Genomic DNA, 22,976 nt, shown 5'->3' with positions numbered 1-22,976 from the left:
TTACTTGGGAGCCTTGTATTCTATGGCAGACGCAAATTGCTGCAACGTCGCCTGGGGCACTTCGCCAAGCAGCGTGATCCAGAAATCGCCGCGACGCTTGACCAGCACGTGAGTCGCCCCACTGCTGCCTGCCCCTTCCTTGCGCGTATTTTTTTCGACTGGCTCGACAAAGATCGAGATAGCCGCAAGGCCATCGGAGAATACCATCTGATCGACCGGAATCGGCGGATTGGCCGGATCGAGCGCCGCCATCGGCCGGCGCAGCTCGCGAATCTTCCTGAAACCCGGCACATTCGGCGTAATCTGCCAGCCTTGCGCTTCCATATCCACCGATTCGACCGGCGGACGCACGACCGTCCAACCTGCCATATTACGAATGCCGGCGGCGATCGGCGCCTTGTCGACCGGCACGCCGACGCGGATCTGCGAGAACGACACCTGCTCGAGCACCTCGCCGCTCGGGTCGAGCGTCTGCGCGCGCAGCAGCAAGCCTGTCTTCGTGTCGGCCCACAGCTTGTGGGTGTAACGGTACTCGTCCTTCGGATCGAGCTCGATCACATTGGCTTCGAGCCCTGCGACGCGGTCGTTGCCGAGCAGCTTCGGCTCGTACACCGCCAGCACCTGGTCGCTGCTGGCGGACAACAGCGCCGGGAACGAATCCTTGTTCTGCCGTGTTTCGACCACGCACAGATGGCGCTCCGGCACGAACGTGTACAGCTCGTCGTTATGGCGCAGCATCTTGCGCGGCTTGCCGTCGAGGCTCTCGAGCTGCTCGTACTCGCCGTCGTTGCGGGTTGCGTAGTGCGTGATGCGCGAGGTCTGCACGAAGGTGCCGCGCTGATAGACGAAGGCGCCCTCGTAGTTCTGCTGCTGGGCGGCCTGATGGATCCGGTTGAGCAGTTCGGCCGCCGTGTGGCGGGCCGACGAGTCGTCCTGCGCGAGCGCGCGTGGCGAGATGGATAACGCTGAAAGCAATGCGGCTGCGCAGAACATGAACGCCGGCAGCCGACCCCAGGTTGTCGTTTTATTGAACCGCAGAGTCTGCATCAAGCTTATCGGCCTTGCGTAGTCACGGCGGCGGCACGCAACAGCGGCATCGAGCCAGCCATCACCGGCTGTTGCGCGAATTGCTGGTGGGCTTCCAGATATTGATCGAGACTGGCGTCGCGAATGATGTTCGAATCCTGCACGGCAGGCCGGGCGCTAGCCACGGTCACCGCCGCGGGCATCGATGCCACCATCGCAACGTGCTGCAGCGAGTCGCTGCCCGACGACGCCACTTGCGACGCACCGGTGTTCACGCCCTGCAGTTGCGGCACAACGATCCACGTCAGCGTGGCGGCGGCCGCGGCGACCGCGAAGGCCGGTGCGACACGGTTGCGCAACGCGAACAGATGCCGCCCGGCAAACGACTTCGTGGGCGCCAGCACGTGCGCTTCGCTTTCGAAGCGCGCGGCAAAACCGCTCATGAAGGCCTGGCTGGCAGCCGGGTTCATCGCCAGATCGTCGGAACGCAGCGCGTCGCCGATCAGGTGATAACACGACCAGGCGGCCCGATCCTCATGATCGAGCCCAGCCAAAACATTGTTTGGTTCGTCGCCGTGCAATTCGCCGTCGACGAAAGCGGAAAGACGCTCGCCGCGCGAGCTCGTTGGCGAATTCGCTTGTGCATGCATCGAAACCGACCCCATGATGCTCCCCATCTTACAGACACCCCGTAGTGACACCACCTGACCCAGAGATTGCCCCGCCGCCCCGCCAGCATGCTGGAAAGCCCCGGCCGACTATCGATATCGACCGCAAGCCTGCGCGCCATTCATGGCGCCACTACCAGCGTTTGCCTTCGGGTGTGTCCAGCAACGGACGCAATTTTGCCGCAATGGCCTCGCGAGCACGAAAAATTCTCGATCTGACGGTGCCGATCGGGCAACTCATCATTTCGGCGATTTCCTCGTAGCTCAAACCCTCAATTTCACGAAGAGTAATGGCAGTGCGCAGTTCTTCCGGTAAAACCGCCATCGCAGCATTGACCGTCTCTGCGATCTGTTTGCTCATCAACATCGACTCGGGCGTGTTGATATCCCTTAGTTGGTCGGCATCCGAGAAAGTTTCAGCTTCTTCTGCGTCCGCTTCGGTCGAGGTCGGCGCACGCCGGCCCTGGGTCGCAAGGTAGTTCTTCGCCGTGTTCACGGCAATCCGGTACAACCACGTATAGAAAGCGGACTCGCCGCGGAACTGCGGCAACGCCCGGTACGCCTTGATGAACGCGTCCTGCGCCACGTCTTCGACCTCGGCGGGATCCCGCACGAGGCGCGAGATCAGCCGGATGATCTTGCGCTGGTACTTCGTGACCAGCAGCTCGAATGCCGCCTTGTCGCCCTTCTGTACGCGTTCGACCAGCACCTGATCAATTTCTTTTTCGCTCACCTGATAAATCCGTTAGCTAGGAGGCCCGCGGGGGGACCATTGTAGCGTCCCCTTCATCTGCCGACGTTACAGCGGTAACCGCTGCCGGTAACAGTCGTTACAGCGACTCGTTACAACGCGCCGTGCGCGGCGCGCCGCGCCTCGACCGCCAGTTCGCGAAACGGCTCGGGGTGCAGCATGTCGGCGGCCACCAGCAGCGTGTGGGTGCGGCCATTGTCGCCTACAAGCGCGATCGACAGCAGCGAACCGCTCCACTGCGCGCAACCGGCGACGCGGCCCTGTGCGATCTGGCGCCCGGCGCCGTTCCATACGGTCAAACCATCGGGCCCGATTTTAAGCGACGCGGGCCGGCGGCGGTCGTAATGCGCGAAAGCGGTGCGCAGCACGGCGAGCGCCACTAGCGCTGCGACTGCGGCATCAACCAGGGCAAAGCGTGCGGCGAACGTGGTGCAGACTGCCACAACGGCAAGCGCAATGAATCCGGCCGTTGCGCCAAACAGCAAGGCGGACCTGCGCAACGCAATGCGTTGTACAGATCCGCCATTCGATAGAGCCAGGTGAGCGCCCGGGCCTGCCGGCGGCACCGCCTGCATCGGTCCGATCGACTGGATCGACTGCGGCGCCTTGCTGGCCTGCCCCGACGGGTAAGACTGAAGCGACTGCGTCAAACGGTCGAACGCACGCTCAGGTGCGCTTGAACACCAGCGTACCGTTGGTGCCGCCGAACCCGAACGAGTTCTTCAGCGCCACGTCGATCTTCATCTGCCGCGCGGTGTTCGCGCAGTAGTCGAGATCGCACTCCGGATCCTGGTTGAAAATGTTGATGGTCGGCGGCGACACCTGATGATGCACGGCCAGCACCGTGAACACCGATTCGAGGCCGCCCGCGCCACCCAGCAGGTGCCCGGTCATCGACTTCGTCGAGTTCACGACGATGTTCTTTGCGTGATCGCCGAACGCGCGCTTGATGCCGATCGTTTCCGCGAGGTCGCCCAGCGGCGTGGACGTGCCGTGCGCATTCAGGTACTGGACCTGATCCGCATTGATGCCGGCGTTTTTCATCGCCGCCAGCATGCAGCGGCGCGCGCCGTCGCCGTCTTCGACCGGCGCCGTCATGTGATACGCGTCGCCGCTCATGCCGTAGCCCGCCACTTCCGCGTAGATCTTCGCGCCGCGCGCCTTCGCATGCTCGTACTCTTCGAGCACCATCACGCCCGCGCCTTCGCCGAGCACGAAGCCGTCGCGTTCCTTGTCCCACGGACGGCTCGCGGTAGCCGGATCGTCGTTGCGTTGCGACAGCGCACGCGCCGCCGCGAAGCCGCCGATGCCGAGCGGCGACACGGTCGATTCCGCACCGCCCGCGATCATCACGTCCGCATCGCCGTATTCGATCAGGCGCGAGGCCTCGCCGATACAGTGCAGACCGGTGGTGCACGCGGTCACCATCGACAGATTCGGGCCTTTCAGGCCGAACTTGATCGACAGATGCCCGGAAATCATGTTGATGATCGAGGCCGGCACGAAGAACGGCGAAATCCGGCGCGGGCCGCGATTGAGCAGTTCGGTTTGCGTGATTTCGATCATCGGCAACCCGCCGATGCCCGAACCGACCACCACGCCGATGCGCTCGGCATTCTCAGCGGTGACTGCGAGGCCGCTGTCCTGCATCGCCTGCATGCCGGCCGCGATGCCGTAATGGATAAACGTATCCATATGGCGCGCTTCCTTGGCGGGCATGTAGTCCTCGACAGCGAAGCCCTTGACCTCACCCGCGAAGCGGGTGGAGAAGTTCGACGCATCGAACTTCGTGATGTCGGCGATGCCTGATTTGCCGGCGACCAGATTGGCCCAGCCATCAGCGACATTATTGCCAACAGGCGAAATCAGCCCCAGGCCTGTAACAACAACACGACGGCGGCTCACGGTAACCCCTTTTCCATAGAATGACGAAAGCAAAAACTGCTGGATGCCAACCGGACAGCGTCTGCAACAGCAGCGGCCAAAGCAAAAGCCACAGCGGCCACAGGAACCGAACCTGTGAGCCCTGTGGCTTTGAGCGCGGCTAGCATGCCGGTGGCGGCGGCGTGCCGCGGTTCCTGCGCTTGCCGGTAACCGGCGCGACAGCGGAACAACGCAGCAGACGCGGCGGTGCGCTGGCGAATGGCCTTACGCCTTGACGTTGGCGCGCGCGTAGTCGATCGCTTGCTGCACCGTGGTGATCTTTTCGGCTTCCTCATCCGGAATTTCCATGCCGAATTCGTCTTCGAGAGCCATCACGAGTTCGACGGTATCGAGCGAATCGGCGCCCAGATCGTTGACGAACGACGCTTCGTTCTTGATTTCGGCTTCTGCGACGCCCAGTTGTTCTGCAACGATCTTTTTAACGCGTTGTTCGATGTTGTCCATTACCCCTCCAAGGGAAAGAAGTTCATAAATACAGGTGCGCGCATTTTATCAGGTTTGCCCCGCAGAAAAACGGCGCGCACATTGCTGCGAAGGCATGTGTCACCAGCGCGCGAAACTGCAAGGAAACGACATCGCGGCGCGGATAGTAACCGAATTTGATTACGCCATGTACATGCCGCCGTTTACATGCAGCGTGGTGCCTGTGATGTAGCCGGCCTGCGGCGATGCGAGGAACGCAACCGCATGCGCGATGTCTTCCGGCGCGCCCAGACGCCCCGCTGGCACTTTGGACTTCAGCGCGGTTTGCTGCTCTTCGGACAGCGCGCGCGTCATGTCGGTGTCGATGAAGCCCGGCGCCACGCAGTTCACGGTGATGCCGCGGCTCGCGATTTCCTGCGCCAGCGCACGCGACATGCCGGCTACGCCAGCCTTCGCGGCGGCATAGTTCGCCTGCCCCGGGTTGCCCGATGCGCCGACGATCGACGTGATGTTGACGATCCGGCCGCCGCGCGCCTTCATCATCGGGCGCAGCACCGCGCGCGACAGGCGGAATACGGCCTTCAGATTGGTGTCGAGCACCGCGTCCCAGTCTTCGTCCTTCATGCGCATCGCGAGCTGGTCTTGCGTGATGCCCGCGTTGTTCACCAGCACGTTGAGCGCGCCGAATTCCTTCACAGTGCCGTCGATCAGTGCTTCGATCGCAGCGGCGTCGTTGACGTTCAGCACCGCGCCGCGGCCGTTCAGTCCGGCTGCCTTGAAGGTTTCGGTGATCGCCTGCGCACCGCTTTCGCTGGTCGCCGTGCCGATCACGGTCGCGCCGCGACGCGCCAGTTCCAGCGCGATGGCGTTGCCGATGCCGCGCGAAGAGCCGGTCACCACGGCGATCTGTTTGTCGAGAGAGTTGTCCATCATTGCGTTCCGCTTATTGCCTTCTACTCATCGTGTGCCGCCCGGCGACGCACTGCGCGCGACCGGCGGTTTGACTCATTGCTACTGCGCGTTGACCAGCTTCAGCGTTTCTTCCAGCGAAGCCGGATCGAACACCGCCGCGCCGACCAGATTGCTGTCGATGCGTTTGGTCAGCCCCGCCAGCACCTTGCCGGGACCGCATTCGATCACGTGCGTGACGCCCTGCTGCGCAATCGCCTGCACGCATTCGACCCAGCGCACCGCGCCGGCCGCCTGGCGCACCAGCGCATCTTTGATCGCGGCCGGCTCGTTGACGATCGCGACGTCGACGTTATTGACCACAGCGATCGACGGCACGGAAAGATTGACGTTGGCCAGATACTCGCGCAGCTGATCCGAAGCCGGCTTCAGCAGCGACGAATGGAACGGCGCCGACACCGGCAGCGGCAGCGCGCGTTTCGCGCCCTTTGCCTTCGCGATCTCGCAGGCCTTCTCGACCGCGGCCTTGTGGCCGGCAATCACGACCTGGGAGGGCGCATTGAAGTTGACCGCCTCGACCGTGCCCGCCGATGCCGCTTCGCTGCACACTTCGCGCACGGTTGCGTCGTCCAGGCCGAGCAGCGCCGCCATACCGCCCTCTCCGACCGGCACCGCGGTCTGCATCGCCTGCGCGCGAAAGCGCACCAGCGGCACCGCATCGCTGAACTTCAGCGCGCCGGCCGCGACCAGCGCCGTATATTCGCCGAGACTGTGGCCGGCCACGATCGACGGCGCCGGGCCGCCCGCCGCCTGCCACGCGCGATAAATCGCGTAAGCGGCCGTCAGCATCACCGGCTGCGTGTTGGTGGTCAGATTCAGGTCTTCGATCGGACCTTCGGCGATCAGCTTGCCGAGATCCTGGCCCAGTGCATCGGAGGCTTCCTGCAGCGTTTCACGCACCACAGGATGATCGCCGAACGCATTCAGCATACCGACCGTTTGCGATCCCTGGCCTGGAAAAACGAACGCAAATTTCATAACGTCCCCAAAATCGTTGATTCGAGTGGGCGTGGCCGCGGCGGGCATACAGGTGGTTTGCCGTATGCCGCCTGCGAGCCCGGCAGCAGCGCTGGTGCGTGCGCGTATCGCGCGCGAAGCGCCGGTCTGAAGTTGCCGGGTATCCCGTTTTGCCGGTGTCTAGAAGCGAATGACCGACGCGCCCCAGGTAAAGCCGCCGCCGACGCCTTCGAGCAGCACGTTTTGGCCGCGCTTGATGCGACCGTCGCGCACCGCGACGTCGAAGGCGAGCGGAATGGAGGCAGCGGACGTATTGCCGTGCTCGTGCACGGTGACGATCATCCGTTCCTGCGGCAAGCCCAGCTTGCGGCAGGTGCTCTGCATGATGCGGATATTGGCCTGATGCGGAATCAGCCAGTCGATCTGTTCGGGCTTCAGGCCGGCTTTCTCGATCGCTTCGATCGCGACCTTCTCGAGCACGCCGACCGCGAGCTTGAACACCGCCTGGCCATCCATATGCAGAAACGCGCTGCCGCTGACGATGCCGCCGTTCACATTGCCCGGCGTGCACAGAATGTTCGAATAGCTGCCATCCGCATGCAGCGCGCTCGACAGCACGCCCGGCTCATCCGATGCCTGCAGGATCACCGCGCCGGCGCCATCGCCGAACAGCACGCAGGTGGTGCGATCGTTGAAATCGAGAATGCGTGAGAAGGTCTCTGCGCCGATGACCAGCGCCGTACGATGCTGGCCGCTGCGGATGAAACTGTCGGCGGTTGCCACCGCATACGCGAAACCGGAACACACCGCCTGCACGTCGAATGCGGCGCCGTTGTTCTTGATGCCGAGCTTGTTCTGCAGCAGGCACGCGGTACTCGGGAACACGAAGTCCGGCGTGGACGTGGCGACGATGATCAGATCGATCGACTGCGGATCGACGTCGGCGGCTTCGATCGCGCGTTGCGAGGCGATCAGCGCGAGGTCGCTGGTGGTGACGTTGGGTTCGGCGAAGTAGCGCGCATGAATGCCGGTGCGCGCGACGATCCATTCATCGCTCGTCTCGACACCCTGCTTCGCGAGACGGTCGGTCAGTTCCTGATTGGAGACGCGACCGGGTGGCAGATAGCTGCCGGTGCCGAGCACGCGGGAATATAGAGTCGATTGAGCCATTATGCCTTCGAGGATGATGCAGCGTAGGGCCCGGCCTGACCTGCGATCGGACCACCCGGCCCGACCGGGTTTGCGAGACCCGCGCCGCCGCTTGTGCCACCTACGGTGCCACCTGCAGTGCCACCTACGCCGCCCGCGACGCGTGCCGCCTGCTCGAGCGAGCCCGCGTTCTCTTCCATTGCGCGTGCGAGGCGTTCCAGCACGCCATTTTTGACGGCATCATACCCGCGTTTGATAGCCCACTCAAACGCATAAGCGTCCGCAGAACCGTGGCTTTTGATCACCAGACCACGCAGGCCGAGCAGCGCCGCGCCGTTGTACTGGCGATGGTCGACGCGCCGCTTGAAGCGCAGCAGCACCGGCAGCGCAAGTACGGCCATCACCTTGGTGAGCCACGAACGGCCGAACTCTTCCTTGATGATGTTCGACAGCATCTGCGCGAGACCTTCCGACGTTTTCAGCGCGACATTGCCAACGAAACCGTCGCAGACGATCACATCGGTCGTACCTTTATAGATGTCGTCGCCTTCGACGTTGCCGCGGAAATTCAGTGTACTCGCGCGCAGCAGCTCGCCGGCGCGCTTGATGGTCTCGTTGCCCTTGATGACTTCTTCGCCGATGTTCAACAGGCCGATCGTCGGACGTTCCTTGCCTTCGAGCGCCGATACCAGCGCGTGCCCCATCTCCGCGAACTGCAGCAGATGCTGCGGCTCGCAATCGACGTTCGCGCCCAGGTCCAGCATCATCGTGTAGCCGGTCGGATTCGGCAGCGCGAACGCAATCGCCGGGCGCTCGATGCCCGGCAGCGTTTTCAGCACGTAGCGCGACACGGCCATCAGCGCGCCGGTGTTGCCGGCGGAGACACAGGCCTGCGCCTCTCCTTCCTTGACGCGATTGAGCGCCACGCGCATCGACGAATCTTTCTTCTTGCGCAGCGCGACCTCGACCGGATCGTCCATTGCGACGATCTCGGTAGCCGGCACGACCGTCAGCGCCGGCTCGTCTGAAGCCTTGAGTTTTTTCAGTTGCGCCCGGATCGCACTTTCGATGCCGACCAGCAACAGCTGCGCATCGGGGTGCGAGCGAACGAAATTGACGGCGGCGGGAACGGTCACAGATGGACCGTGGTCGCCTCCCATGCAATCGATCGTGAGCTTAACAGTCATGGAATGCGACGATTTTCACGCACAAAAAAGCGGCAGTTGAATGCCGCCTTTTCGATGTACCGGAAAGAGTGTCAAGCGAGCCGGTCGCCACGCGAAACGCCATATTGAGTGCGCAACACACCCAGGCGTTTAGTCGTTTTTCGTCTTGACGACTTTCTTGCCGCGATAGTAGCCGTTCGGGCTGATGTGGTGACGCAGATGCACTTCACCGGTGCTCGGCTCAACGGCCAGCGGCGCTGCGTTGAGGAAATCGTGCGAACGGTGCATGCCGCGCTTGGACGACGACTTCTTGTTCTGTTGGACTGCCATGATAACTCCTGAAAATTTTCCGAATTCTAACACAGCCCGATGTCGCCACAGCCATCAGCCGTTTGGCTGACTGGCCTGCTGCCTGACACTCAGGCTACCCTTGCAACGTGTTCAATGCCCGCGTTGATACTCGCGCTAATGCTTGTTGCCGCGCTTGTTGCCGCCCGAACCGTCCGATCCATCCGGATCGTCCGTCTTCAGGCTGCGCAGCGCAGCGAACGGATTGGGCCGCTTGGGCTCGTCGTCCGCTGCGGCTTCGTCCTGCACTGCTTCGCCGCCTTCTCCGTCTGCCCCGCTCACGCCCGACACGAGACTCTCGTGCACTTGCGGACAGACGTCATGCTTCGGTATGAGCGGCAGCGAAAGCAGCAATTCATCTTCGATCAGATCGATGAGATCGAACTGGCGCGAGCCCACGATCACCTCGACCTCATCTTCGTCGAGCGGAAACTCTTCAGCCTCCGCTTCAGTCGCAACGATCCGATAGGTCGTGTCGACATTGAGCGCCTGCTCGTACGGCGTCAGGCAACGCTGACATTCGAGCCACGCGACACCGTGAACCGCAAGCCGCAAATACGGTTGCGGGCCCTCGGTGCCGTCTTCCTGCAATTCCGTCTGCGCCGACCCTTCGACTTGCCAGGTGAACGCGGTATCGCGTTGTTCAGCCGACACTTCCGCCGGGACTTCGTTTAACATGCGCGGCAACTGCGAAACCCGCACCACACCCGCTGCCTGCCGGCCACTGCGCGCAAACTCGAATACGTCGAGCTGCCGTGGGTCGATAGCAGCGGTGGGTTTGCCAGCAGGTTTGCCAAGACTGCGATTCGTATCCGTCATGTGCACTCCTGCTGGGCGATTGCGTGGCGAGCTGCAGTTGGGCTTTGTAGCCGGAATCGCAACTCTTATAGCGCGCGGTTGCTGCGGCTTGTGGGCTTGTGTTCAACGCGCTTCAGCCGCCCTGCTTACGACTACAACAAGGCGCCGCTAGAAAAGCCCAAGACTATATCCGTATTGTCTTTTCGAGTCAAACACTTAAGCCCCGCTGCAGCGCGCCTTCCGCAGCCTGTGTTGCAGACACCCATTTAGCATCTGAATCCAGCATGTCCGAACCCGCCGAAACCGACGCACCCACCGCAAATCGCCCGCCTCGCCTGATTCTGGCATCGAGCTCACGCTATCGCCGCGAACTGCTCGAACGCCTGCGCATTCCGTTCGACGTCGCGGTACCCGCCATTGACGAAACGCCGCTGACCGGCGAAACCCCTGAAGCCACCGCACTGCGGCTGGCGCAGGCGAAAGCACGCGCCGTCGCCGCGAGCCTCGCCAGCACGGATACGGCGCTGGTGATCGGCTCCGATCAGGTCGCGACCTTCGACAACCTGCAGATCGGCAAACCCGGCACGCATGAAAAAGCCCTCGCCCAGTTGCAGGCGATGCGCGGCCGCGAAGTGCTGTTTCACAGCGCGCTATGCCTGTTCGACAGCCGCTCGGGCGACGCGCAGAGCATCGACGTGGTGACCCGCGTGCGCTTTCGCAATCTGCCGGACGCGGCGCTCGACGCCTACCTGCGCGCCGAAACGCCGTACGACGTGGCCGGCAGCGCGAAATCCGAGGGGCTCGGCATCGCGCTACTCGAAGCAATCGAATCCGACGATCCGACCGCGCTGATCGGCCTGCCGCTGATCGCGCTGTCGAGCATGCTGCTTGCAGCCGGTTATCCACTGTGGGAGACGCGATGAGCGGCGTACTGTATCTGATCCCGAACACGCTCGGCGACGGCGACACGGACGCACTGGCCGCCGTGCTGCCGGCACCGGTCCGGGCGCGCGCCGCGGCGCTGCACTATTACATAGGCGAAAACGCGAAAACCACGCGCGTGTTCCTGAAGAAAGTCGGCACCGAGCGGCCGATCCAGGAAATCGAGGTGCGCGAACTGAACGTCAACACGCCGCCCGGCGCGATCGAAGCGCTGTTGAAACCGATTCTGGCGGGCACCGACGCGGGCCTCGTCTCCGAGGCCGGCTGCCCGGCGGTCGCGGATCCGGGCGCGCTGCTGGTGCGGCGCGCGCACGAACGCGGCGTCAAGGTCGTGCCGCTGGTCGGGCCGAGTTCGATCCTGCTGGCGCTGATGGCGTCCGGGCTGAATGGCCAGAGCTTCGCGTTTCACGGCTACCTGCCGATCGATGCGGCCGAGCGGGTAAAGCGCCTGCGCGAGCTGGAGCAGCAATCGCGCAAGGCTCGGCAAACGCAGATCTTTATCGAAACGCCGTATCGCAACAAGGCGCTGCTCGACACGCTGATCGCGACCTGCGCGCCGTCGACGCTGGTGTGCGTCGCGGTTGATCTGACGATGGAAAATGAGACGATCGCGAGCCGTGCGATCAGCGACTGGAAGAAAAAGCCGGCGCCTGATCTGCACAAGCGTCCGGCGATTTTTCTGCTGCTGGCCAACTAGGCGGCGACCGGGCGAAACCAGGCGGAACGGGCGGAAACGGGCCGCAATCACGCCGCAATCGGGCGGCACCCAGGAACCATCTGGGCCGCAATCAGACCGCAAACCGCTGCGCCAGGCAAAGCAACCCGAGGCAAAGCGGCGCCAGGCTCGGCGCCGCACAACCGCCCCACAAGCGCGCCGCTCAACGCAGATTCAGCTTCCCGCCCAGAATCAGCGCATGCACCGCCGCACCACCGACCGCCGCACCGAATTTGCGCGCGACGCGGTCGGTGATGCTTTCCTTCACCGTGTAATCGACCACGTCGGGCGCCTTGATGATCTCGCGCGCAACGTAATCGGTATCGCCAAAACCATCCGCAAGACCGAGTTCGACGCTCTTCTCGCCGGTCCAGAACAGCCCGGAGAAAATATCGGGAGTCTCGTGCAGCCGCTTGCCGCGCCCCTGGCGCACCGCGTCGATGAATTGCGCATGAATTTCGTCGAGCATCTGCTGCGCGTGCGCGTCCATCTTCGGCGTCTCCGGCGAGAACGGGTCGAAGAAGCCCTTGTTCTCCCCAGACGTATGCAGCCGGCGCTGCACACCAAGCTTGTCCATCAGGCCGGTGAAACCGAAGCCGTCCATCAGCACGCCAATCGAACCGACGATGCTCGCCTTGTCGACGTAAATCTTGTCCGCCGCCGCAGCCGCGTAATACCCGCCCGACGCGCACATATCGCCGACCACCACATACAGCGGCACCGAAGGGTGCTTCGCGCGCAGCCTGCGGATCTCGCTATAGATGATGCCCGCCTGCACCGGGCTGCCGCCCGGGCTGTTACAACGCAGCACGACCCCCGCCGTGCCGGCGTCTTCGAACGCATCTTGCAGCGCGGCGTCGACATCTTCGGCGTTCGCGTTCGTATTGGCGGAAATTTCGCCATCAAGCGTGACGAGCGCGGTATGCCGGCCGGTCGCTGCGACCTTGTCGCCGGACAGATCGAACACGCCCCAGCCGATCACGACCAGGATCGCCAGAAACACGAACCGGAAGAAAATCCGCCAGCGACGCGCGGTGCGCTGCTCGGTGATCGCGGCCAGCGCAATACGCTCGAGCGCCGCGCGCTCCCAGCCGGGCTCGCCAGCGGACGCAGCCGGACGGCTTGCGGCAGGCTCTTTGGAATCGGGATTGAAATTGTCGGACATGCGTTGCCGCCAGAGTGAATCGGGGTTTCAGGGCGCTTCGGGTTGCGCTGCCGGTTGCCCTTCAGGCGCCCCGTCAGGCCCGGCATCGGCCGGCCGGAGTTCGCCGTCGGGCAGCCAGAATACCGCGCGACCGTCGGGCGTGTCGCGTTCGTCGACCTGCAGCGCGCGCAATCTGCCGCCGCGACAAGGTCCGCCGACGCACTTCCCCGTGTCCGGCGCGTAGATCGCGCCGTGGGTCGCGCACATCAGATACAGGCCGGAGGATTCGAAGAACTGACCTTCGTTCCAGTCCAGTTCCATCGGCACATGCGCGCACTGGTTCAGATAGCCGTACGCGTTGCCATCGTAGCGGACGAAAAATACAACGGCGTTACCGCCGCCCCAGCGCGCGGCGCGCCGCACGCCGGCGCCGCCGTCGACCAGTTCCGCCGATGCGCAAACGCGTACTGCCTCGGGCGCGGTATCGCTCATGCGTGCTCGCGCAGCCACGCGGCGAGCGAGACAACGCTCTCCGCGACGAACTTCGGCTGCAGCGCGGCGAGCGAATTGGCCGGATGCGCGCCGTACGTGACGCCGATGCCGGCGATGCCCGCATTGGCCGCCATCTGCAGATCGTGCGTGGTATCGCCGATCATCACGGTGCGCGCCGGATCCTGGCCGAGTTCGCGGGTCAGCTCGTGCAGCATTGCCGGATGCGGCTTCGAGAAGGTTTCGTCGGCACAACGAGTGCCGTCGAACAGGCTGGTAAGCCGCACGGTATCGAGCGCGCGGTTCAGCCCGACGCGGCTCTTGCCGGTCGCGATACCGAGCAGATAACCGGTATCGCGCAGTTCGGTGAGCATTTCGCGCACGCCGGTGAACAGCTCGGTGGTTTGATCCTTGATCAGGTAGTGAAACCGGTACCGCTCGGCGAGCCGCGGATACTCGGCCGGGTCGAGCGTCGGCGCGGCGATCTGCAGCGCGTCGCGCAGACCGAGGCCGATCACATAGCTGGCGGCCTCGGTGGCCGGCACCGGCAGGCCCAGATCGCGGCACGCCGCCTGGATGCTGCGCGCAATGTGCGCGGTCGAATCCATCAACGTACCGTCCCAATCGAAGACGATCAGATCAAATTGCTGTCGGGCCATGCGTGGCTGTCTCACTATTGTTTGGACTATTTGATGGATTATCGGGTGCGGCCTCACCGTTCAGCTCGGCCAGTTGTGCGACGAAACGCTTGCATTCGGCCGGCAGCGGCGCGTCGAACTGCAACGTGTCGCGCGTGGCCGGGTGCGTCAATTTCAGGCGATACGCATGCAGAAACATCCGCTTGAGGCCGGGCACCGCGTTCGCGCGGGCGAGCGCCTTGTTCAGCGCAAAATCGCCGTACTTCGCGTCGCCGATGATCGGCAGCCCCAAATGCGCGAGATGAACCCGTATCTGATGAGTCCGACCCGTTTTCAGTTCCGCTTCGAGCAGCGCATAGCCGGGCCAGCGGTTGATCAGGTTGAAAATAGTGTGCGAAGGCAAACCGTCCGGCTGAACCCGCACGCGGCGCTCGCCGTCCGGCAGCAGATATTTGTGCAGCGGCTCCTTCACCGCGCGGCGGCGGCCCCAGTCGCTTGCCCATTCGCCGTGCACGCACGCGTAGTAGCGCTTGTCCATGCGGTTTTCGCGGATCTGCTCGTGCAGGTCGACCAGCGCCGCGCGCTTTTTGGCCAGCATCAGCACGCCGGAGGTTTCGCGGTCGAGCCGATGCACCAGTTCGAGGAATTTCGCGTCCGGACGCGCCGCGCGCAACTGCTCGATCACGCCGTAGGCGACGCCGCTGCCGCCATGCACCGCCACGCCGGCGGGTTTGTCGATCACCAGCAGGTGGTCGTCTTCGAACAGCACGCTGAAATGGGCGGAAGTCGGCACCGGCGGCGCGACCGCCGCCTGCGACTCGGCAATCCGAATGGGCGGCACCCGCACCAGATCGCCATGCGCGAGCCGGTACTGGGCATCGACGCGGCCCTTGTTCACGCGTACTTCGCCGCTGCGCAAAATGCGGTAGATATGGCTCTTGGGCACACCTTTACAGACGCGCAACAAAAAGTTATCGATGCGCTGACCGGCCGCGCTGTCGTCGATCTCGATCATCGAGACCTGATCACTTGCGACCTTTTTCTGGGAAATTTTGCCTAACTCTTTCATTCTGAATATAATTTGCCCAGCAGTCTGCGGCGGCCGGCGGGTTCGACCGGCGCGATGGAACCGGCGCATTAGCCGAACCGCGGGCGGATTGCGCAGGTGCAAGCGTTAAACCGACATTTTACTTGCGCCCGGGGCTGGTTGCTCGTCCCGAAAAACGAGATGCAACAAGTTGCACGCACGGCAACCATGTCCGGCAGGGACGGCGCCCACAGGCGCGTTCGGTCGGCAGGTAGCTGACGGTAACGGAATTTTGGTCAAAAAGAATTTGACTGGCGAGCCGAGGCAGCGGGCGGCGCCCACCGGGTTGAAGTTCCGGAGGCGGTCCGCGGCGCAGCGCGCCAGTGGCGAAGTTACGGCGAGCGCCTGAAGGGTTCCGCGAAGAAATGCGGAACAGGGCGACGTCAAAAATCAGGCGAGGCACCCCCCGAGCGGGAAATCGCGAATTTGAAGCGAACCCCGCTGCGGCTAACCGCAGCCCCTTCGCCCGTCCGGTCATGCGCCCATCCTGGCGCACCGGCGGGATATGGAAGAAGGCGTAAGCAGGCGGTAGTCCGGGGCTCGTGGCGTGTCGCGCGGTTATTTGAAGCCGTATTCGCAGGTGCCCTGCGGCAGTCGTCCATTTCTGGCGGACGGCGCCCTCTTGCGGCAATTCTCCCGCCAACTTTCCCGCTCCAGCGTGCTTGTGAAAACACAATAAGGCGCGGCCTGCCGCTGCCCGTTCGTCCGGCGCTGAGGTCACAAGCCTCGTCGCATGCCGGCGTATGGGTTGCGCGAAGCCGCTCTGGAGCCGTTCAATGAAACGCATGCTGTTCAATGCGACGCAGCAGGAAGAATTGCGCGTCGCCATCGTCGATGGGCAGAAGCTCATCGATATCGACATCGAAACCGCCGGGCGCGAACAGCGCAAAGGCAACATTTACAAGGGCATCGTTACCCGCATCGAGCCGTCGCTCGAAGCCTGCTTCGTCAATTACGGCGAAGACCGGCACGGCTTCCTGCCGTTCAAGGAAGTCGCCCGCCAGTACTTCCGCGACGGCGTCGAGATGCGCTCCGCGCGCATCCAGGACGCGCTGAAGGAAGGCCAGGAGCTGATCGTCCAGGTCGAAAAGGAAGAGCGCGGCAACAAGGGCGCGGCGCTCACCACCTTTATCTCGCTGGCCGGCCGGTACCTGGTGCTGATGCCGAACAACCCGCGCGGCGGCGGCGTGTCGCGCCGTATCGAGGGCGACGACCGACAGGAACTGCGCGAAACGATGGCGCAGCTGCAATTGCCCGAGGGCATGAGCATCATCGCGCGCACCGCCGGCATTGGCCGCAGCGCCGAAGAGCTGCAGTGGGACCTGAACTACCTGATGCAGCTGTGGCGCGCGATCGAAGCCGCGTCGCAAAGCGGCAACTCCGGTCAGCCGATGCTGATTTACCTCGAATCGAGCCTCGTGATCCGCGCGATTCGCGATTACTTCCAGCCCGATATCGGCGAAATCCTGATCGACACCACCGAAATCCATGACCAGGCCCGCGCCTTCATGGACATCGTGATGCCGGACAACGTCAACAAGGTGAAGCGCTACCACGACGACGTGCCGCTGTTCTCGCGCTTCCAGATCGAGCACCAGATCGAAACCGCGTACTCGCGTACGGTGCCGCTGCCGTCGGGCGGCGCGATCGTGATCGACCACACCGAAGCGCTGGTCGCGATCGACGTGAACTCGGCGCGCGCCACCAAGGGCGCCGACATCGAGGAAACGGCCGCACGCACCAATCTGGAAGCCGCCGACGAAGTCGCGCGCCAGTTGCGTCTGCGCGACCTGGGCGGCCTGATCGTGATCGACTTCATCGATATGGAGTCGGCCAAGAGCCAGCGCGAAGTCGAGCAGCGTCTGAAAGACGCGCTCAAGCACGACCGCGCGCGCGTGCAGATGGGCAAGATCTCGCGCTTCGGCCTGATGGAGCTGTCGCGTCAGCGGCTGCGTCCGGCGCTGTCCGAAGGCAGCCACGTCACGTGCCCGCGTTGTAACGGCACGGGCCACATCCGCGATACCGAATCGTCCGCGCTGCAGGTGCTGCGGATCATTCAGGAAGAAGCGATGAAGGAGCACACCGCGGCGATCCACTGCCAGGTGCCGGTCGAGGTAACCGCCTTCCTGCTCAACGAAAAGCGCTCGGAAATCAACAAGATCGAGTCGCGCTTCAAGGTCAACGTGGTGCTGGTGCCGAACAAGCACCTCGATACGCCGCACTACAAGCTCGAGCGTCTGCGTCACGACGATGCGCGTCTCGACGACCCGCGCGCGTCGTGGAAGATGGCCGAAGAAGCGGCTCGCGAGCTCGAATCGGAAACCGGCTACAGCAAGCGCACCGAAGAGGTGAAACCGAAGCAGGAAGCCGCGGTGAAGGGCATCACGCCTGAAAAGCCGGCGCCGAGCGCGCCGGTCCGCCCCGCTGCTGCGCCGACGCCCGCGCCGGTCGCGGTGACGCCGGCTGCCGGTGGCTTCATCGGCTGGCTGAAGGGCCTGTTCGGCGTGAAGCCGGCGGCACCGGTAGCAACGCCGGTCGAGGCTGACAAGACTGCACGTCCGGCACGCACCGAGCGTACCGAACGTGGCGAGCGTCCGGGTGAACGCGGCGGCGATCGTAACCGTAACCGCCGTGGCGGTGCGGCCCGCGACACCGTGAGCCGTGGCGAAGGCGCCGCAGCCGGTGCCCGTCCGGCCCAGCCGGCGCCGCGCCGCGAAGAGCGCGAAAACCGCGACGGGCGTGAAAATCGCGAGGGCCGCGAAGGTCGTGAAATCCGCGACAACCGTGAGCCGCGCGAAGCACGCGAAGGACGTGAAGCTCGCGGCAGCCGTGAGGGTCGCGAAGGACGTGAAGCTCGCGACACGCGTGACAATCGCGAAACCCGCGAACCGCGCGAGAACCGCGAAGGCCGCATGGAGCGCGCCGAACGCGGTCAGGACCGCACCGCCGAGCGCACCGATACGGTGGAAGCCGGCGCACGCGGCGAGCGCCAGGAACGCCGCGAACGTCCGGACCGCGTCGAGCGCGGCGAGCGGCGCAAGCCGCAGCAGGAAACGGCCGAAGCGCTGAATCAGAACGATGCGGAGCAAGACGCCGACACCGCGCTGCAGGCCCAGGCCAACCTGACGGGGGGCGCTGCGCCGCTCGATCAGGACGCTGCACGTGACGGCGAAGAGCGTCGTCGGCGCCGGCGCGGTCGTCGTGGTGGCCGTCGCGAGCGTGAAGAAGACGGTCTGAACGTCAACACCGCAGCCGATGTCGCTGAAGCAGAAGGCGATGCTGCGTCCGTGCCTGCAGAAGTACCGCACCGCGCGCCGGAGCACACTGGCCGCCACGAGGCACCGCAGCAACCGGTGGTACCGGTGGAAGTGGTGGTCGCCGCAGTCGCGACGGAAACGGCTGTGGTCACCGAGTTGCACGCCACGGCGGACACCCCGATGCTGGCTGCCGAGAAAGCGGCAACCGCCGAAGCAGTCGTACCGGTCGCGCAAGCGCCGGTAGCCGTCGAAACGGTACAGCCGCAAGCACCAGTTGCACCGGCGCAGGTGGAATCGGCTTCGTTTAGCACGCCGTTCGCATCCGAAGCCCCCGCCACGTCGTTCGCACCGGTCGCATCGGTTGAGGCAAACGAGGCGCCGGTCGCTGCGCCGCAGGCCACGCACGTGGAAAGCGAAGTGCAGAACGCGCCGTCCGCTGCGCCTGAAGCGCCGCAAGCTGCGCCAGTGGCCGCTGCGTATGAACCGGTCGCGCAAGCCGCACCGGCTGTGCAGGCGCCGGTTGAGCCGGCAACCGTCAGCGCGCCAGCGCCGGCCGAGCCCGCACCGCACGTTGCCGCCGAGCCGGTCGTACCGGCACAAGCGCCCACGGCACAACCGGCACCCGCCGAAGCCGCCGAAGCTGCCGCCCCGGCCGCCGAGGTAAGCAGCGTCGCGGTGCAACCGGCCGCACCCGCGGTGCAGGAACCGGCTGTCGAAGTCGCTGCTCCGGCAACGGCCGCCACCCCGGCACCGGCAGCAGCCGCGGCTCCGGCAGCGGCTCCGGCAGCGGCTCCGGCAGCGGCTCCGGCAGCGGCTCCGGCAGCGGCACCGGCAGCCGAACCGGCTCCGCCCGCACGCGCCAACGGTGCAACCAGCGCAAACGGCATCCACGTGACGCCCGCGCTGTCGCCGGAAGCACTGCAGCCGATGCTGGAAAGCGCCGGCCTCGTGTGGGTGAACACCAGCGCCGACAAGCTGCGTGCCGCACAGGAAGCCGCCGCGCAGCACGCCGCGCCGGCGCGCGTGCCGCGTGAGCGCAAGCCGCTGCCGCCGGCCGACAGCGCGCCGATGCAGCAGGTCGAAACGGTGAAGCATCCGCAGTAACGGCGGTTAGTCGTCTCGCCTCATCCCGGCGCGTATCGAAACATCGAAGCGCGCCGGGACCGAAGCCCGCCCGTCAAAAGGCGGGCTTTTTCGTAAACAGCAGGCATTTCCCGAATCGAGACAGGCCGGGCATTCCGCTAGAATGAATAGCTTGAGCCAGATAAACAAACCATGTCCCGACGCATCATTCCCCTCACCGATATCAGCGCTGTGCCGATGGTTTCCGGCCCGGCGCACGCGCCGCGTGGCCAACTGCACGACATGCTGGCGCGGCCGCTGCGCGACCTGCGCATTTCGGTGACGGATCGCTGCAATTTCCGCTGTGTGTATTGCATGCCGCGTTCGGTATTCGACAAGGATTACCCGTTCCTGCCCCACAGCGCGCTGCTGACGTTCGAGGAGATCGAGCGCGTCGCGCGTCTTTTCGTCGCGCACGGCGTCGAAAAAATCCGGCTGACCGGCGGCGAGCCGCTGCTGCGCAAGAACCTTGAATTCCTGATCGAGCGGCTCGCGAGCCTGACGACGCCCGCCGGCCACCCGATCGATCTGACCCTCACCACCAATGGCTCGCTGCTCGCGCGCAAGGCGCGCAGCCTGAAAGACGCAGGCCTCACACGTGTGACGGTGAGCCTCGATGCACTCGACGACGCGCTGTTCCGCAAGATGAACGACGCCGACTTCGCGGTCGAAGACGTGCTCGCCGGCATCGAAGCCGCGCAGGCGGTCGGCCTCGCGCCGGTGAAGGTGAACATGGTCGTCAAACGCGGCACCAACGACACGCAAATCGTGCCGATGGCGCGGCACTTCAAAGGCACCGGCACGGTGCTGCGCTTTATCGAATACATGGATGTCGGCACGTCGAACGGCTGGAACATGACAGAGGTGCTGCCGTCCGCGGAAGTCGTCGAGCAGATCGGCGCGCACTTCCCGCTGGTGCCGCTCGAGCCGAACAGCGCGGCCGAAACCGCGCAGCGCTGGGGCTACACCGATGGCAGCGGCGAAATCGGTGTGATTTCGAGCGTGACGCGCGCGTTCTGCGGCACCTGCACGCGCGCGCGGCTCTCGACCGAAGGCAAGGTTTACCTGTGCCTGTTCGCATCGTCCGGCCATGACTTGCGCACGTTGCTGCGCAACGGCTCCAGCGACCCCGACATCGCCGCCGCCATCGCCCACGTGTGGCAGATGCGCACCGACCGCTATTCGCAGTTGCGCGGCAGTTCGCGTGCACAGCCGCGCACGGACGAACGGCGCGTCGAAATGTCGTATATCGGCGGCTAGCGCGCGGCAACGCCACGCCGCGCACGCCTTCGCCACCCTGCTCCGCTCACGATCATTCAAAGCCCCATGCCGATTCCCTCCCACCAGATCACCGGCCTGCTGCTGGCGGGCGGTCGCGGCATGCGCATGGGCGGCGTCGACAAAGGGCTGCAGGTCCTGCACGGCAAGCCGCTCGCACAACACGTGATCAGCCGCCTCGCGCCGCAAACCGGCGCGCTGCTGATCAGCGCAAACCGCAATGCCGGGCGCTACGCCGAACTGGGCGCGCCATTCGGTGCAACCGTGATCGCGGATACGCTGCCCGACTTTCCCGGCCCGCTGGCCGGCCTGCTCGCCGGTCTCCGCAGCGCGCGCACGCCATTCGTGCTGAGCGCGCCGTGCGACACGCCGGCCTTCCCCGTCGACCTCGCAGCGCGTCTGGCCGATGCACTCGACGCCGCGCAAGCCGACCTCGCCACCGTCACGACCACCAACGCGCGCGGCGAAGTATCGCTGCACCCGGTGTTCGCGCTGATGCGCACCTCGCTCGCCGACGATCTCGCGGCCTGGCTGGGCGCGGGCGAGCGCAAGGTACGCGCGTGGTACGCGCGCCACAAGACAGTCGAAGTCACTTTTGCCGATGAACGCGCGTTTTACAATGTCAATTCTTTGCAGGAACTGGCCGACCTCGAACGAATTTGAGGTTTCTGCTATCCATGCCGCGATTGTCCGGCCTCGGCCGAACCCGCATCCGGTCGCGACGCCTCCCCATTCATGACCACGTCTAACGAACTTTCTCGCAGCGTCGCCCAGTTCGACCCTCAAGCATTGCCGGTCTCAGCCGCCCAGGCGATCGTTCGCCAATGGGCGACGCCGGTGACGACTGTCGAGCGCGTGCCACTTGTCGATGCGCTCGATCGCGTGCTGGCCGAAGACATCGTGTCGCCGATCGACGTGCCGGCGCACGACAACTCGGCGATGGACGGCTACGCGTTCAGCAGCGCGGCGCTCGATGGAGCAGTGTCGCCGCAAGCCGCGCCGCACGGCGAGGCCCGCCAGCACACTCAGCAGCAGCTCACCCTCACGATCGCCGGCAAGGCGCTCGCCGGCCATCCATTCGCCGGCGCGGTGGATGCCACGCAATGCGTGCGCGTGATGACCGGCGCACTGATGCCCGCGGGCTGCGACACGGTCGTACCGCAGGAACAGGTCGAAGCAGCAGACGACGGCCGCACCATCCGCTTCGCCGCCGGCGCCCTGCGCGGCGGCTCAAACCGGCGGCGCGCCGGCGAAGATCTGGCGCGCGGCGCGGCGGCGCTGCACATCGGGCGGATCGTGCGCGCGTCGGACCTCGGCCTGCTTGCGTCGCTTGGGATCGGCGAAGTCGCGGTGCGGCGACGCCTGCGCGTCGCGTTCTTTTCGACCGGAGACGAACTCCGCTCGATCGGCCAGCCGCTCGACGCCGGCTGCGTGTACGACAGCAACCGCTACACGCTGCTCGCGATGCTGCGGCGTCTGAACTTCGATGCGATCGATCTGGGTGTGGTGCGCGACGAGCCCGCGGCGCTGGAAGCCGCGCTGCTCAGCGCAGCGGCCAGCGCAGATGTGATCCTCACGTCGGGCGGCGTATCGGTCGGCGAAGCGGACCTGACCAGGCAGTTATCGCGTGCGCTCGGCGACGTCGCCTTCTGGAGCCTCGCGATGCGCCCGGGCCGGCCGATGGCGTTCGGCCGCGTATGGTCCGGCGGCCGTGCCGGCGTGGGCCAGCCGGCGCTGTTCTTCGGCTTGCCGGGCAATCCGGTCGCGGTGATGGTGACGTTCTACCAGATCGTGCGCGACGCGTTGCTGCTGATGGCCGGCGCCACGCTGCAACCGCTGCCGCTGATCCGCGCGGCGAGCACCACGCCGATCCGCAAGCGCGCCGGGCGCACCGAATATCAGCGCGGCGTCGCGAGCCGCGCGGCCGACGGCGGCTGGCACGTCGTGCCGACCGGCTCGCAAGGCTCCGGCGTGCTGAGCTCGATGAGCGAAGCGAATTGCTTCATCGTGCTCGCACACGACCAGGGCGATATCGACACTGGAGACACGGTCGATATCATGCCGTTCGACGGTTTAATTTGAAGCGCGCGGTTTCACACCCCGCT

At 64.9% G+C, this 22,976-nt stretch carries 22 protein-coding genes; 6 read left to right on the top strand and 16 right to left on the bottom strand.

All coding sequences use genetic code 11. The features are described from left to right. The 12 genes from ACYVNQ_RS28775 to ACYVNQ_RS28720 all read right to left on the bottom strand — a co-directional run bounded on the left by ACYVNQ_RS28775 (position 1) and on the right by ACYVNQ_RS28720 (position 10,220). Positions 1 to 1,047, bottom strand: coding sequence for a MucB/RseB C-terminal domain-containing protein (locus tag ACYVNQ_RS28775; RefSeq protein WP_460907302.1), 1,047 nt, complete (start codon positions 1,045 to 1,047; stop codon positions 1 to 3). Between the two features lie 5 nt (positions 1,048 to 1,052). Further along, positions 1,053 to 1,691 carry a sigma-E factor negative regulatory protein gene (locus ACYVNQ_RS28770; protein WP_460907299.1) on the bottom strand — a complete coding sequence of 213 codons (639 nt, stop codon included), beginning with the start codon at positions 1,689 to 1,691 and terminating at the stop codon, positions 1,053 to 1,055. Positions 1,692 to 1,827: 136 nt separating this feature from the next. Next, a complete protein-coding gene (rpoE, locus tag ACYVNQ_RS28765) occupies positions 1,828 to 2,427 on the bottom strand; it encodes an RNA polymerase sigma factor RpoE (protein ID WP_460907296.1) in 600 nt (199 codons plus the stop codon). Between the two features lie 110 nt (positions 2,428 to 2,537). After that, positions 2,538 to 3,095, bottom strand: a complete 558-nt coding sequence (locus tag ACYVNQ_RS28760; protein ID WP_460907294.1) for a hypothetical protein — start codon at positions 3,093 to 3,095, stop codon at positions 2,538 to 2,540. Positions 3,096 to 3,111: 16 nt separating this feature from the next. Beyond that, complete coding sequence (gene fabF, locus ACYVNQ_RS28755) at positions 3,112 to 4,350, bottom strand: beta-ketoacyl-ACP synthase II (protein WP_460907291.1); 1,239 nt, start codon at positions 4,348 to 4,350, stop codon at positions 3,112 to 3,114. A 243-nt stretch (positions 4,351 to 4,593) separates the two neighbouring features. Next, positions 4,594 to 4,833, bottom strand: coding sequence for an acyl carrier protein (gene acpP / locus ACYVNQ_RS28750; protein WP_004197638.1), 240 nt, complete (start codon positions 4,831 to 4,833; stop codon positions 4,594 to 4,596). A 159-nt stretch (positions 4,834 to 4,992) separates the two neighbouring features. After that, on the bottom strand, positions 4,993 to 5,742 hold the full coding sequence (gene fabG / locus ACYVNQ_RS28745) for a 3-oxoacyl-ACP reductase FabG (protein WP_460907743.1): 750 nt from the start codon (positions 5,740 to 5,742) through the stop codon (positions 4,993 to 4,995). An 81-nt stretch (positions 5,743 to 5,823) separates the two neighbouring features. Beyond that, entirely contained in the window at positions 5,824 to 6,759 is a 936-nt protein-coding gene (gene fabD, locus ACYVNQ_RS28740; protein WP_460907287.1) for an ACP S-malonyltransferase, read from the bottom strand. A 159-nt stretch (positions 6,760 to 6,918) separates the two neighbouring features. After that, positions 6,919 to 7,908: a beta-ketoacyl-ACP synthase III gene (locus tag ACYVNQ_RS28735; protein WP_460907284.1), complete on the bottom strand. Its 990-nt coding sequence runs from the start codon at positions 7,906 to 7,908 to the stop codon at positions 6,919 to 6,921. Beyond that, complete coding sequence (gene plsX, locus ACYVNQ_RS28730) at positions 7,908 to 9,074, bottom strand: phosphate acyltransferase PlsX (protein ID WP_460907281.1); 1,167 nt, start codon at positions 9,072 to 9,074, stop codon at positions 7,908 to 7,910. Before plsX ends, ACYVNQ_RS28735 begins: the two co-directional genes overlap by 1 nt. Before the next feature lie 129 nt (positions 9,075 to 9,203). Continuing rightward, positions 9,204 to 9,383 carry a 50S ribosomal protein L32 gene (rpmF, locus tag ACYVNQ_RS28725; protein WP_460907278.1) on the bottom strand — a complete coding sequence of 60 codons (180 nt, stop codon included), beginning with the start codon at positions 9,381 to 9,383 and terminating at the stop codon, positions 9,204 to 9,206. A gap of 135 nt (positions 9,384 to 9,518) precedes the next feature. Then, positions 9,519 to 10,220 (bottom strand): DUF177 domain-containing protein, encoded by a 702-nt coding sequence (locus ACYVNQ_RS28720; RefSeq protein ID WP_460907276.1) that lies wholly within the window; start codon positions 10,218 to 10,220, stop codon positions 9,519 to 9,521. A 263-nt stretch (positions 10,221 to 10,483) separates the two neighbouring features. Here ACYVNQ_RS28720 and ACYVNQ_RS28715 point away from each other — a divergent pair, with 263 nt between their 5' ends. Continuing rightward, positions 10,484 to 11,122: a Maf-like protein gene (locus tag ACYVNQ_RS28715; protein ID WP_460907274.1), complete on the top strand. Its 639-nt coding sequence runs from the start codon at positions 10,484 to 10,486 to the stop codon at positions 11,120 to 11,122. Next, entirely contained in the window at positions 11,119 to 11,838 is a 720-nt protein-coding gene (locus ACYVNQ_RS28710; protein WP_460907271.1) for an SAM-dependent methyltransferase, read from the top strand. Before ACYVNQ_RS28715 ends, ACYVNQ_RS28710 begins: the two co-directional genes overlap by 4 nt. A gap of 181 nt (positions 11,839 to 12,019) precedes the next feature. On the opposite strand, the gene ACYVNQ_RS28705 is transcribed toward ACYVNQ_RS28710, so the two are convergent. The 4 genes from ACYVNQ_RS28705 to ACYVNQ_RS28690 are packed head-to-tail and all read right to left on the bottom strand — an operon-like array spanning position 12,020 to position 15,196. Continuing rightward, positions 12,020 to 13,021: a S49 family peptidase gene (locus ACYVNQ_RS28705; RefSeq protein ID WP_460907268.1), complete on the bottom strand. Its 1,002-nt coding sequence runs from the start codon at positions 13,019 to 13,021 to the stop codon at positions 12,020 to 12,022. 27 nt (positions 13,022 to 13,048) lie between these two features. Next, positions 13,049 to 13,492, bottom strand: coding sequence for a Rieske (2Fe-2S) protein (locus tag ACYVNQ_RS28700; protein WP_460907265.1), 444 nt, complete (start codon positions 13,490 to 13,492; stop codon positions 13,049 to 13,051). After that, entirely contained in the window at positions 13,489 to 14,148 is a 660-nt protein-coding gene (locus ACYVNQ_RS28695; protein WP_460907262.1) for an HAD-IA family hydrolase, read from the bottom strand. The genes ACYVNQ_RS28700 and ACYVNQ_RS28695 overlap by 4 nt, the downstream gene beginning before the upstream one ends. Then, complete coding sequence (locus ACYVNQ_RS28690) at positions 14,129 to 15,196, bottom strand: RluA family pseudouridine synthase (protein ID WP_460907260.1); 1,068 nt, start codon at positions 15,194 to 15,196, stop codon at positions 14,129 to 14,131. Before ACYVNQ_RS28690 ends, ACYVNQ_RS28695 begins: the two co-directional genes overlap by 20 nt. 794 nt (positions 15,197 to 15,990) lie before the next feature. On the opposite strand from ACYVNQ_RS28690, the gene ACYVNQ_RS28685 reads away from it, so the two are divergent. From ACYVNQ_RS28685 to moeA, 4 genes are all read left to right on the top strand, one after another. After that, positions 15,991 to 19,575: an Rne/Rng family ribonuclease gene (locus ACYVNQ_RS28685; protein WP_460907257.1), complete on the top strand. Its 3,585-nt coding sequence runs from the start codon at positions 15,991 to 15,993 to the stop codon at positions 19,573 to 19,575. Between the two features lie 171 nt (positions 19,576 to 19,746). Beyond that, the gene (gene moaA, locus ACYVNQ_RS28680; RefSeq protein ID WP_460907254.1) at positions 19,747 to 20,853 is read left to right on the top strand and encodes a GTP 3',8-cyclase MoaA; all 1,107 of its coding nucleotides are present in this window, start codon (positions 19,747 to 19,749) and stop codon (positions 20,851 to 20,853) included. 66 nt (positions 20,854 to 20,919) lie between these two features. Beyond that, positions 20,920 to 21,534, top strand: coding sequence for a molybdenum cofactor guanylyltransferase MobA (gene mobA / locus ACYVNQ_RS28675; protein WP_460907251.1), 615 nt, complete (start codon positions 20,920 to 20,922; stop codon positions 21,532 to 21,534). A gap of 72 nt (positions 21,535 to 21,606) precedes the next feature. Continuing rightward, the gene (moeA, locus tag ACYVNQ_RS28670) at positions 21,607 to 22,953 is read left to right on the top strand and encodes a molybdopterin molybdotransferase MoeA (protein ID WP_460907248.1); all 1,347 of its coding nucleotides are present in this window, start codon (positions 21,607 to 21,609) and stop codon (positions 22,951 to 22,953) included. Positions 22,954 to 22,976 lie beyond the last annotated feature (23 nt).

It is taken from the genome of Paraburkholderia jirisanensis (assembly GCF_054782355.1).
This window is presented reverse-complemented; position numbering and strand designations above follow the sequence as displayed.

Coding starts and splice junctions, on each gene's coding strand:
- ACYVNQ_RS28775 (WP_460907302.1), bottom strand. CDS start 1,047: ATGCAGACTCTGCGGTTCAATAAAACGACAACCTGGGGTCGGCTGCCG.
- ACYVNQ_RS28770 (WP_460907299.1), bottom strand. CDS start 1,691: ATGGGGTCGGTTTCGATGCATGCACAAGCGAATTCGCCAACGAGCTCG.
- acpP (WP_004197638.1), bottom strand. CDS start 4,833: ATGGACAACATCGAACAACGCGTTAAAAAGATCGTTGCAGAACAACTG.
- fabG (WP_460907743.1), bottom strand. CDS start 5,742: ATGGACAACTCTCTCGACAAACAGATCGCCGTGGTGACCGGCTCTTCG.
- fabD (WP_460907287.1), bottom strand. CDS start 6,759: ATGAAATTTGCGTTCGTTTTTCCAGGCCAGGGATCGCAAACGGTCGGT.
- ACYVNQ_RS28735 (WP_460907284.1), bottom strand. CDS start 7,908: ATGGCTCAATCGACTCTATATTCCCGCGTGCTCGGCACCGGCAGCTAT.
- plsX (WP_460907281.1), bottom strand. CDS start 9,074: ATGACTGTTAAGCTCACGATCGATTGCATGGGAGGCGACCACGGTCCA.
- rpmF (WP_460907278.1), bottom strand. CDS start 9,383: ATGGCAGTCCAACAGAACAAGAAGTCGTCGTCCAAGCGCGGCATGCAC.
- ACYVNQ_RS28720 (WP_460907276.1), bottom strand. CDS start 10,220: ATGACGGATACGAATCGCAGTCTTGGCAAACCTGCTGGCAAACCCACC.
- ACYVNQ_RS28715 (WP_460907274.1), top strand. CDS start 10,484: ATGTCCGAACCCGCCGAAACCGACGCACCCACCGCAAATCGCCCGCCT.
- ACYVNQ_RS28710 (WP_460907271.1), top strand. CDS start 11,119: ATGAGCGGCGTACTGTATCTGATCCCGAACACGCTCGGCGACGGCGAC.
- ACYVNQ_RS28705 (WP_460907268.1), bottom strand. CDS start 13,021: ATGTCCGACAATTTCAATCCCGATTCCAAAGAGCCTGCCGCAAGCCGT.
- ACYVNQ_RS28700 (WP_460907265.1), bottom strand. CDS start 13,492: ATGAGCGATACCGCGCCCGAGGCAGTACGCGTTTGCGCATCGGCGGAA.
- ACYVNQ_RS28695 (WP_460907262.1), bottom strand. CDS start 14,148: ATGGCCCGACAGCAATTTGATCTGATCGTCTTCGATTGGGACGGTACG.
- ACYVNQ_RS28690 (WP_460907260.1), bottom strand. CDS start 15,196: ATGAAAGAGTTAGGCAAAATTTCCCAGAAAAAGGTCGCAAGTGATCAG.
- ACYVNQ_RS28685 (WP_460907257.1), top strand. CDS start 15,991: ATGAAACGCATGCTGTTCAATGCGACGCAGCAGGAAGAATTGCGCGTC.
- moaA (WP_460907254.1), top strand. CDS start 19,747: ATGTCCCGACGCATCATTCCCCTCACCGATATCAGCGCTGTGCCGATG.
- mobA (WP_460907251.1), top strand. CDS start 20,920: ATGCCGATTCCCTCCCACCAGATCACCGGCCTGCTGCTGGCGGGCGGT.
- moeA (WP_460907248.1), top strand. CDS start 21,607: ATGACCACGTCTAACGAACTTTCTCGCAGCGTCGCCCAGTTCGACCCT.